Annotated in this window: 10 protein-coding genes; 4 read left to right on the forward strand and 6 right to left on the reverse strand. The window is 73.5% G+C overall.

Features of this window, described 5'->3' with window-relative positions:
• Nucleotides 1–173: 173 nt before the first annotated feature.
• From ACWC9T_RS39150 to ACWC9T_RS39160, 3 genes are all read right to left on the reverse strand, one after another.
• Entirely contained in the window at nucleotides 174–458 is a 285-nt protein-coding gene (locus ACWC9T_RS39150) for a dsRBD fold-containing protein (protein WP_449825809.1), read from the reverse strand.
• Between the two features lie 129 nt (nucleotides 459–587).
• Complete coding sequence (locus ACWC9T_RS39155; RefSeq protein ID WP_449825810.1) at nucleotides 588–1,013, reverse strand: CBS domain-containing protein; 426 nt, start codon at nucleotides 1,011–1,013, stop codon at nucleotides 588–590.
• Nucleotides 1,010–1,672: an OsmC family protein gene (locus ACWC9T_RS39160; protein WP_449825811.1), complete on the reverse strand. Its 663-nt coding sequence runs from the start codon at nucleotides 1,670–1,672 to the stop codon at nucleotides 1,010–1,012. Before ACWC9T_RS39160 ends, ACWC9T_RS39155 begins: the two co-directional genes overlap by 4 nt.
• A 334-nt stretch (nucleotides 1,673–2,006) precedes the next feature.
• On the opposite strand from ACWC9T_RS39160, the gene ACWC9T_RS39165 reads away from it, so the two are divergent.
• On the forward strand, nucleotides 2,007–2,993 hold the full coding sequence (locus tag ACWC9T_RS39165) for an Acg family FMN-binding oxidoreductase (protein ID WP_449825812.1): 987 nt from the start codon (nucleotides 2,007–2,009) through the stop codon (nucleotides 2,991–2,993).
• A 304-nt stretch (nucleotides 2,994–3,297) separates the two neighbouring features.
• Here the strand turns inward: ACWC9T_RS39165 and ACWC9T_RS39170 are convergent, their stop codons facing one another.
• Nucleotides 3,298–3,789: a universal stress protein gene (locus ACWC9T_RS39170; RefSeq protein ID WP_449825813.1), complete on the reverse strand. Its 492-nt coding sequence runs from the start codon at nucleotides 3,787–3,789 to the stop codon at nucleotides 3,298–3,300.
• A gap of 632 nt (nucleotides 3,790–4,421) precedes the next feature.
• A complete protein-coding gene (locus ACWC9T_RS39175; RefSeq protein ID WP_449825814.1) occupies nucleotides 4,422–6,131 on the reverse strand; it encodes a putative Ig domain-containing protein in 1,710 nt (569 codons plus the stop codon).
• A 173-nt stretch (nucleotides 6,132–6,304) separates the two neighbouring features.
• Between ACWC9T_RS39175 and ACWC9T_RS39180 the strand changes: the two genes are divergently transcribed.
• A complete protein-coding gene (locus ACWC9T_RS39180; RefSeq protein ID WP_449825815.1) occupies nucleotides 6,305–6,442 on the forward strand; it encodes a hypothetical protein in 138 nt (45 codons plus the stop codon).
• Nucleotides 6,443–6,889: 447 nt separating this feature from the next.
• On the opposite strand, the gene ACWC9T_RS39185 is transcribed toward ACWC9T_RS39180, so the two are convergent.
• Nucleotides 6,890–7,711 carry a hypothetical protein gene (locus ACWC9T_RS39185; RefSeq protein ID WP_449825816.1) on the reverse strand — a complete coding sequence of 274 codons (822 nt, stop codon included), beginning with the start codon at nucleotides 7,709–7,711 and terminating at the stop codon, nucleotides 6,890–6,892.
• 294 nt (nucleotides 7,712–8,005) lie between these two features.
• Here ACWC9T_RS39185 and ACWC9T_RS39190 point away from each other — a divergent pair, with 294 nt between their 5' ends.
• Both ACWC9T_RS39190 and ACWC9T_RS39195 read left to right on the forward strand, forming a co-directional pair.
• Nucleotides 8,006–8,752 (forward strand): hypothetical protein, encoded by a 747-nt coding sequence (locus ACWC9T_RS39190; protein WP_449825817.1) that lies wholly within the window; start codon nucleotides 8,006–8,008, stop codon nucleotides 8,750–8,752.
• The coding region (locus ACWC9T_RS39195; RefSeq protein WP_449825818.1) for a Ni/Fe hydrogenase subunit alpha at nucleotides 8,749–9,962 on the forward strand (1,214 nt) is incomplete at its 3' end. The genes ACWC9T_RS39190 and ACWC9T_RS39195, both read left to right, overlap by 4 nt.

A 9,962-nucleotide genomic window follows, 5' to 3' on the forward strand; every position in this document is an offset into this window, starting at 1 on the left:
AAGCGGCTCCAAGCGAGCCCACTCCTCGTCCGTCAGATCACCACGACCAGCCATACCAATCTAACGAGTCAGATGATCGGAGAGACACGCCCTAGGCCGCCGCCCCCGGAGGAGGCCGACTTCCTCGCCCAGAGACCGCTCGTGCGAGGCCGACATCCCCGACGTCAGACGGTCTACGGACTGCGCCTCGTGGAGGGCTCGTTGGCGGCGGAGTCGGTGCGGCCGGCGCGCAGGAGTTGGTGGCCGAGGTCGATGAGGGCGCGGGCGGCGGCGTACTCGTCGCCGATCTCGGGGGCGGGTGGGTCGTCGGGGTTGCGGTGGGCGGTGGTGCGGGTCTCCAGCCGTGTGTCGCCGGTGTCGAGGACGGCGTGGACCTTGGTGGTGTCGCCCTCCTCGAAGAGGTCGAGGCGCAGGGTCCACTGCTTGGTGCGCATCGGTGTCCTGGTGTGCGTGGTCATCTCCGGGCCTCCCGGATCGGCGGGCCCGGGGCGGCGGCCCCGGGCCGGGCGGTGGCGGTGGTCAGCCGTCCTCGGTGATCTCGATGGTGCAGGCGGGTTTCGTGGCTTCGCCGATGGGTGCGCGGACGGTCAGAGCGCGGTCTCGCGCAGCGCGCTGTGCGAGACCGGGACGAGCAGGTCGAAGAGTCGTTGGACGACGTCGCGCAGCAGGTCGTCGACGGTGAGCACGCCTACGGGGCGGCCCTGGTCGAGGACGGGCAGGCGGCGCACGTCGGCGCTGCGGAAGACGCGGTACGCGGTGTCGAGGTCGTCGTCGGCCTCCACGGTGGTGACCGGGGTGGTCATGAGGTCCGTGACCGGTTGCGCGGGGTGGGGGCCGTGCGCGAGCCCGCGGACGGTGAGGTCGCGGTCCGTGAGAATGCCCCGCAGACGGCCCCGGTCGATGACGAGGACGCAGCCGACGGCCTCCCGTTCCATGACCAGAGCGGCCTCGAGGGCCGTCGTGGTGAGACCGACGGTGACCGGCGGTGTGGTCATCAGGTCTCCGGCCTTCATGACGCGCCGCCCCTTGGGGTGCCGTTCAGCGAGAGCCTGACGTCCGGCGGGTTGTCGAGCGTGTTCTTCACCGTGCAGTGGCGGATGACCGCGAGCAGGCCGGCTTCCCGCTCGGGCGGCAGGCCGGGGGCGGTGACCTCGATGGAGACCGAGGCGATCCGGGCCGGTCGGTCCTGCGCCATGGTGAAGTCGGCGGTGACGTGGAGGCCGTCGCGGTTGAGGCCGTGCCGGTCGAGGTAGCCGCCGGCGTAGTGGGCGGTGCAGGAGGCCAGGGCGGAGGCGCACAGCTCGACCGGGGTCGGCGCGGCGTCGCCGCCGCCCGCGTCAACGGGCTGGTCCACGGTCAGGGCGTGCGACCGGATGCCGATGGCATACAGGTCTCCCGCCACCGGATCGACCTCGATCCGTCCGGGCCGCGGAGCCTGAGGTCGCTCCAGGGCGGCGGCCTGGCGCAGCAGCATCCCGGCCAGCAGCCGGGCCTCGGCCGGGGTGAGCGAGATCCAGACCTGGTTGGCGTCGTACGGTGCGAGCGCCGTGTCGAGCACGATGCGACCGGTGTCCGGCAGGACTTCCGGGGCGTAGCGGGACACCGCGAGGGTCCGCCCGGAGGCGGTGTGCATCAGCTGCTGGGTGGTGGTGCGGGAGTCGTCGGTCAGCACGGCCGTGCCTCCGGTGTTCAGGGCCTGGCCGGGTGAGCCGGGCCTCCATCACCAGCAGACCGCCGCCGGGCGCGCGGCGGCAGGGCCGTTCGGCCCGCCAGCGGGCCCCATCGCCCGTGCCGACGAGGGCCGACGGGAGCCGGCGGGGCCGGCGCGGGCGTTCGGGGACCCGCGGAGAGACCCAGGAACCGGCGTCCTCGACACGGCAGGCCGCCCGGCCGGTGAACCCGGGCCGTTGGGCCCTCGCCGGACACCGCCGAGGCGGCGGATCCTTGAATCACTGGCGCTCCCCGCCGGTAGCAGGCAGTGAACAGGCAGCAGGGAGTGAATCTCAATGACCACCGAAACCGCCCTCACCGCCGCCGACCTGCGTCTGCTGGCCGAAGCCGGAGGCCTGGCACCCTCGCTGCACAACAGCCAGCCCTGGCGCTTCCGCCCCACCCCCGACCTGCTCGGCCTGGAGGTGCACGCGGACCTGGGCCGAACCGTCCCGGTCGCCGACCCCGACGGCAGGGCGATGCACATCTCGATCGGCGCCGCCGTCTTCAACCTGAGGGTGGCCGCCGCCCATCTCGGCCGCGAGGCTGCCGTCCGGCTGCTCCCCGCGGGGGAAGGCGCGCAGCCGCGCGCGATGCTCGACCTCTCCGCACCCGCCCGTACGCCCCGGCCCTTCGGCGCCGACCTCTACCCGGCCATCGCCCAGCGCCACTCCAGCCGCCACCCGTTCACCAACCGGGACGTCCCCGAGGCGCTCGTCGCCGACCTCATCACAGCGGCCCAGGACGAAGGCGTCACCCTGACCGTGCTGGAGGAGTACGGGGCGCGCCGGGTGCTCGCCCTCACCTCCGAGGCCGAGGCCCGGATCGCCGCCGACGTCACCCGTGAGGCCGAGACCCTTCGCTGGCTGCGCCTCGAACCCTCCTACGACGGCATTCCGCTCGCCGCCCTCGGCTCTCACGACCGCGACGCCCGGGTCCCGATGCGCAGCTTCGCAGGCCACCCGCCGCGCCACACCACCCCGGCCGGCCGTTTTGAGGCCCTGCCCCAACTCGCCATCCTCGAGACCCACTTCGACGGCCAGGCCGACTGGTTGCGCACCGGACAGGCGATGCAGCGCGCCTGGCTGCTCGCCACCGTCCACGGCCTGCGCGCCTCAGTCCTGCACCAGGCCGTCGAGATCCCCGACACCCGCTGGCGCCTGCGCGACCCCGCCGAGGGCCCCGCCCACGTCCAGCTCGTCCTGCGTCTCGGGTACGGCCCGTCCGGAGCCGCCAGCCCGCGCCGCCCGGTGGAGGACGTCCTCGACCAGACCGACGGCTGACGGGACCGCCGGGGCGGCCCGCCGCCGGCGGCCAGCGAGACGTGCAGCAGCTACAGGCAGACTCCTTCGTCAGCCCCGGCCCGGCGCTGTCACCGGCTCTGTGCGGAGCCCTGACCACCCTCATCGTCGGCCGCAGCCGACCGGGGCCGGGCCGGCCCGGGCTGGCGGACCGGTGGGCCCGGGTGGCCCCGCGCCCGCCGCGGCGGTGAACTCAGCCCACTCCAGGCAGTCGACGTCCTGGACGGTTCGGTACCGCACGGCCTGCTCTTCCTCGGGAGGTCCGCCGGTTTGCCGGGTACAGCGCTCACCCGGGGCCACCCTCGGGCGGGGGTGGCACGACGACGACGGGGAGGTGGGCGTGGTGGACGATCTCGGTGCTGGTCGAGCCGAGCGTGAGCCGTCCCCAGAGGCCCGCGCCGCGGGTGCCCACCACCAGCAGGCCAGCGTCCTGGCTCGCGTCCAGCAGGACCTGAGCGGGCCGGCCGCGCTCACAGCGCACCTCGACCTCCACGTACGGCTCGCCGACCTGCTGCCGCAGTTCCTCGACCGAGTCGGTCACATCGCGGGCGACGGCGTCCTGCAGATGCGGGGACGGCTCGCCGCTCGTGCGCCAGCCCGTCAGGGCCGTGCCGGGCGGCTCGGTGTGTGCGCCGCCGTAGGCGCAGACGGCCCGCACGCCGACCCCGCGCAGCTGCGCCTCGCGAAGGGCGAAGAGCACAGCCCTGCGGGCGGACTCCGAGCAGTCCGTCCCGACGACGATCGGAGCGGCGGGACCAGACGTGGGAGTGGTGTTCACGGGGACCTCCAGGAGGTACGGCTGACAGCGGGCTGTCCGGCTCGGCGAATCCGGCGGATCCGGACGATTCGGGGAGGCGCGGGTACCGGTTCCTTCGCCGTCTTGATGATCCTCCGGCAACGGCGCGGCGGCACGTCCGTCCGGTAGGCCCGGCTGCTCCGGGGGAGTGGGACGGACGGCTGACGGTCGCCTGGACCTGAGCGGTCGGTCCGTTGCTATAACCGTCCGCCCCTGATCAGCTCTGCGCCGGTGCGGCTCGCGACCTTCGACGTCCTGCGCGGCCGGAGGATCCTGGACGACGGCCGACCGTCGTCCACGAGCTCGGACACCGCCGCCGGGCAGCCGCTCACCGCCGCCGTCGTGTCCCTGGACGCCGACGTGGTGGCGCTGCAGGAGGTCTACGGCATGGTCGAACCGGGGGAGGAAACGGACCGGTCCCCCGCCGCCCGGTGCGGCGGGGGACCGACGTGCTCGGCGTGCCCGAGGCCAGCGCCCGGGGTCGCCGCCACGACACGCAGCCCCAGGGACTCCCACCAGGCACCATCACCCGGCTCGCGCCCCGGCCCTCCCGAGGGCGCGAGCAGCCCTGCACCACTTGACGAAACGCTCTACATATCAGGGCGGGGAGGATGTCAAGCGATGTTGACGGCGGTGTCGTCGAGGACGAAGGAGGTCTGCTTGGTGTAGTCCTCGGCGCCGGTGAACTTGAGGGTCACGGTCTGGCCGGCGTAGCCGGACAGGTTGAAGCTGTGCTGCTGGTAGCCGGCGGCCGCGTTGACGTTGGAGTAGGTCGCCAGGGTGGTGCCGTTCGCGGTCACCTTCAGCGTGTCGAAGGCGGTGGTGCTGCTCGCGGCGGTGTCGATGTGCAGCCAGAAGCTGAAGGTGTAGGTGCTGCAGCCGGCCGGCAGGGTCACCGTCTGGGCGAGCGTGTCGGTGTTGGTGGTGCCGTACCCGTCCAGCCAGGCGTCGTACGTGCCGGAGTGCGGCGGCTCGCTGGAGCTGCTGTTGACGGTGCTGGTGCCGCTGGTGTTGGTCTCCGTCCAGCCGGCCGTCGAACCGGCCTCGAAGCCGGGGTTGGTGAGCAGCTGGGCCGCGGTGCAGCCGCCGCCGGTGGACTGGACGGTCCAGGTGAAGGTGACGGAGGAGGACGGGCCGGTGGAGTCGGTCGCGGTGGCCGTCACGGAGTAGGTCCCGGCGGTGGTGGGGGTACCGCTGATCAGACCGGTCGTGGTGTTGACGCTCAGGCCGGTGGGCAGGCCGGACGCGGCGTAGCTCAGGCTTCCGCCGGCCGTGTCGGTGGCGGAGAGCTGGAGGCTGGTGGCGGTTCCGGCGGTGGCCGTCCGGGCGCCGGGGTTGGTGAGGGTGACGCTGCCGGTGGTGCTGCCGCCGCTGCCGGCGGCGAGCCAGGCGGTGGCGTTGAGGCCGAGCGCGGCGTCGGTGCCGGCCGGGTCGTTCCAGCCGTCGTAGACGGTCTTGCCGGGTTCACCCGTGCCGTCGTCGATGGCCGAGCTGTCGCCCCAGAGGGCGACCCGGCCCTTGCCGAAGCTGCTGGTGGCGAAGAAGGCGCCGGTGGTGCCGGAGTAGCCGGTGCGGTAGACGATGCCCTTGACGGAGGGGTTGTCGGCGGGCTTGAGGGTGAAGGTGGTGCCGTTGCGGATGATGCTGCCGGTGACGGTGCCGAACGGGCCGTGCAGGACGGGGTCCGTGGCGTCGTTGACGGCGGTCGGGTTGTCGGTCTGGATGTTGAGCAGGTCGACCGAGAGCCCGAACGGGTCGTTGCTGTTGACCGAGTTGGTGGTCATGAGGTCGTTGATGACGGCGGGGGAGTCCCAGCCGTCGTTGTTGCGGTCGCTGCCGGTGTGGTCGGAGATCAGGAACAGCCCGCCGCCGTTCTGGACGAACGTCATGACGGCGGTCTTCTCGGAGTCGCTCAGCCGGATGTTCGGCTCGGGCAGGACGAACTCGTCGAAGTTGGCGAGGTCCAGTGCTCCGCCGGTGCCGTAGGTGATGGTGGAGCCGCTCGGCAGGGTCTTGAGGCTGTACTGGCCGGTCTTCTGGAGAGCGACGCCCCAGCTGGAGATGGCGCCCGTCCAGTCGGTCTCGGACTGGGGGCTGGCGTTCTCGCCGAGCGGGTCCGGCTGGTTGGTGCTGATGATCCAGTCCGCGTTGCCGGCGGTCTCCGCCTTGCTGTTGTCGAACAGGACGCGGTGCTGCGTGGTGGTGGCGGTGGACGTCACGGTCGCCGCCGCGGCCCGGTGGGGTACGGCGCTCGCGCCGGCGAGCACGGTCAGGACGACGGCGCCCAGGGCGAGCGGGCGGACGGCGTGGGTGTGTCTGAGCATGAGTCAAGCTCCTGGTGCTGTGGGGGTACAGGGGGCGGTGCTACGCGCGTAGGCGCGCTGGACACCGTTCCATGATGGGGTAAGCGGAGCTTGAACGGAACGCGACCAATCGGAATATCGCAGCGGCCGGCCCGGGGGTTCTGCGGGTCGGCCTTCTGGCGCGGGGGCCCCTGGTGGGGTCGGGGAGGGGCCCGTCGGCGGCCGGTAACGCCATCAGCGGCTTCATCGACATGCAGTACATCTCCACCGCGAACGTCGACCTGGGCCAGTGGGAGCAGAACTGCATCAGCCTGATCCCGCACAGTTTCTGATCACCGGTTCATCCCCGGCGGCAGCTGACTGGAACCAGGGCGGTTCCGCGGTGTGCGCATGCCGCGGAACCGCCCCTCGGCGCGGGGAGGGGCCGCCAGGCCTTCCGTGATGGCGGTCTGTCAACTTGCCGGAGTGCGGCCGGGGTTCTCTCCGGAAACGGAATCTCGCTCCGTCAGGAGCGGGCCGACTCATGGCGGAACCCGCTGTGGAAGGTGCGGGTGCGTGGGCCGGTCGGTCGTCCTCGCACTCGGCCCGACGCGGTCGCCGGAGACAAGGCCTGCTCCTCCCGCGGCAACCGTGCCCACCTGCGCGGGCGCCACGTCAAGGCGGTCAAGGCGAGGACCCTGCTGCGGCACGAGTCCACTGGCCAGGCCTGCCGGGGCGGCCCTGGCCTGCCCGGCGGAGGTTCAGCCGTCGGTTGGGCGCGGGTGCCGCGCCCGGCCGGTTCATCCCGGTGTTCGGCCGATGTCGCGGCCGAGTTCGAGGGCGAGGATCTGGTCCAGGCGCACGAAGGTTTCGAAGCGGGCGCCGTCCGGCAGGGCGGCCCGGGCCTCCAGTGCGTGCAGGGCGCGCACCGCGGCCCGGGCGTCCAGGTCCTCGTTCAGGCCGTCGAATCCCCCCTGGACCATGTCGGCTTCCGGCGGGCGGGACGGCTCGCAGGCGAGGGAGGCCACCAGTGCTCGCCAGCGGGCCAGCCGCGCGGCAGCGTTCGCCAGGTCGTCGGCGGTGAGCCGGATCGGGGCGGTGACGGCGTGTTCGAGGAAGGTGAGGCGCAGTGCGAGGGGATCGTGCTCGTCCAGGGTGACGGAGGCAAGCGGTTCGGCTCCGGAATCCGCACGGGCGTGCCGGGGCGCCGTCACCGGACCGGTGACCAGGATCGACGCGGACGGCGGGCCGGGATGGGAGGGTGAGCGGCTCGTGATCGACAGGTCGGCCGCCGTCCGGCCGTCGCCGTCGTCGCCGCCGTCGCCGCCGCCGCCGTGGCGTGTGCTGAGCTGGGCGGGCGGGTGGACGCCGAGTCGGTCGGCGGCCTTCAGCAGGGCCCGGCTCTCCTCGCCGGGGGTGTCCGGGACGACGAGTTCGGTGATCACTTGCAGGCCCTGGGCCTCGCAGGTGCGGGCCAGTACGTCACCGGCCACCAGGGCTCGCAGATCCCCGAGGCCGAACGGGTGGCCCTGCTCACCGACGTCGACGGTCACGTGCAGGAGTCCGGCCCGGTGCGGGTGGATCTCGGTGCGTTGCCCGGTGCGGGCGTCGGTGATGCGCAAGGGGGTCTCCCTCTCGGCTCGGTGGTGTGTGGCCAGGATGCGGCACCCTTCGGCTCGTCGTCGGTACGGCCGTCGCCGAGTTGGGTGAGTTCCCACTGAAGGTCCTGGCGCAGGCCGCGTGGACGCCGGACCCGCCGGTCCGGGGCCCGGCCACGGCCACGGCCGCGGGCGGGCCCCGACGGCCCCCGGGAGTGGGGGCGGGCGGCCCATGCGGAATCCCGGGACGCGGCGGACAGTGGAACGTAGCGCGCCGCCCACCCCGGGCGGTTCCCGGACCGGCCCGAGGACAGCCCGATGGACACCACCGCCGCACCGCTCGTGGAACTGGACGAACAGGGCCTCGCCGCGCTCGTCGAGGCCCTGCGGCAGCGCGGGTACACCGTGATCGGGCCCACCGTGCGGGACGGCGCGGTCGTGCTCGCCGAGCTGGCCTCGGCCGAGGAGCTGCCGTACGGGTGGGGCACAGCGGCCGAGGCCGGTACCTACCGGCTGCGCCGGCGTGCCGACCGGGCGGCGTTCGCCCACTCCGCCGGGCCGCGGTCCTGGAAGACCTTCCTGCACCCGCCCCGGGCCCGGCTCTGGCAGGCGGACCGGGCCGGGGACGGCACCGTCACCGTCCGTGAGGACGACGACCCGCCGCCCCGCTACGCCTTCCTCGGCGTGCGGCCCTGCGACCTGCGCGCGATCGCCGTCCAGGACCGGGTGCTGACCGGCGGCGCGTACCGCGATCCCGTGTACGGGCCGCGGCGGGACGGCGCGTTCCTCGTCGTGGTCGAGTGCACCGAGCCGAGCGCGGTCTGCTTCTGCGCCTCGACGGGCACCGGCCCGGACCTGCCGCAGGGACCGTCGTACGACCTGGCGCTCACCGAGACGGCGGCCCCCAGACCGGAGGCTGGGGGAGGGTCGCGCTACGCCGTCCCTGCCGGCAGCCCCGACGGCGAGGACGCCCTCGCCGCATTCCCCACCCGCCCCATCGACGGCGAGCACGCCCGCCGCGCCGTCGCCGAGGCCGCCCGGCGGGCGACCGAGGAGGCCGGATGACCCACCGCACCGAGCGGCTGCTCACCGTCGGCGCGTTGGCCCGCGTCGAGGGCGAGGGCGCGCTGCACGTCTCCGTCCGCGACGGCGGCGTCGAGGACGTCCGGCTGGAGATCTACGAACCCCCGCGCTACTTCGAGGCGCTGCTGCGCGGCCGCCGGTACACCGAACCGCCCGACCTCACCTCACGCATCTGCGGGATCTGCCCGGTCGCGTACCAGATGAGCGCCTGCCAGGCGGTGGAGAACGCCTGCGGGGTCCGAGTGGGCGGCCAACTCGCCCAGCTGCGACGGCTGTTGTACTGCGGGGAGTGGATCGAGAGCCACACCCTGCACATCTACCTGCTGCACGCTCCCGACTTCCTGCACCTGCCCGACGCGCTGGCACTCGCCCGCACCGACCCGGCCCTCCTCCAGCGCGGACTGCGGCTCAAGAAGGCCGGCAACGAGATCCTCGAAACTCTCGGCGGGCGCGCGATCCACCCGGTCAACCTCCGGCTCGGCGGTTTCCACCGGCTGCCGACCCGAGCCGAACTCGACCACCTGGCAACGGTGTTGCGCCAGGCCAGGACCGACGCCGAGTCCACCCTCGGCTGGGTAGCCGGGTTCGACTTCCCGCCGCTGACCGTCCGGCACGAACTCCTCGCACTCACCGAGCCTGACGGCTACGCCATCGATTCCGGTGCGCCCACCGGTACGATCGCCGGCCCCTTCGACGTGAACGACTTCGAGCAGCGCGTCCGGGAGCGCCAGGTGCCGCACTCCACCGCGCTGCACGCCACCCTCGACGGGCGGCCCCACCTGACCGGGCCGCTCGCCCGCTGGAACCTCGGCAGCGGGCGCCTGCCCGCTGAGGTCCGTGCGCTGGCCGCCGAGGCCGGGCTCGGCCCGCGCTGCGACAACCCCTTCCGCAGCATCGTGGTCCGGGCGGCGGAGGTGCTGTGGGCCGTCACCGAGGCGCAGCGGATCATCGAGCGCTACGAGCCGCCGCCCGCCCCGGCCGTCCCCGTCCCGCCCCGGGCGGGCACCGGGTACGGCGCCACCGAGGCCCCGCGCGGGCTGCTCTACCACCGCTACGACCTGGACGCGGACGGCCTCGTCCGGCGGGCCGCGATCGTGCCGCCGACGGCGCAGAACCAGAGCGCGATCGAGGCCGACCTTCGGGCCTTCGTCCAGCCCCGGCTGCACCTGGACGACGCCGAGCTGACCCGCGA

The sequence above is a fragment of the Kitasatospora sp. NPDC001159 genome (assembly GCF_053598235.1).

Bases quoted from the DNA above. Each gene is read 5' to 3' on its own strand.
- ACWC9T_RS39150 (WP_449825809.1), bottom strand. From the start codon at position 458: ATGACCACGCACACCAGGACACCGATGCGCACCAAGCAGTGGACCCTG.
- ACWC9T_RS39155 (WP_449825810.1), bottom strand. From the start codon at position 1,013: ATGAAGGCCGGAGACCTGATGACCACACCGCCGGTCACCGTCGGTCTC.
- ACWC9T_RS39165 (WP_449825812.1), top strand. From the start codon at position 2,007: ATGACCACCGAAACCGCCCTCACCGCCGCCGACCTGCGTCTGCTGGCC.
- ACWC9T_RS39175 (WP_449825814.1), bottom strand. From the start codon at position 6,131: ATGCTCAGACACACCCACGCCGTCCGCCCGCTCGCCCTGGGCGCCGTC.
- ACWC9T_RS39190 (WP_449825817.1), top strand. From the start codon at position 8,006: ATGGACACCACCGCCGCACCGCTCGTGGAACTGGACGAACAGGGCCTC.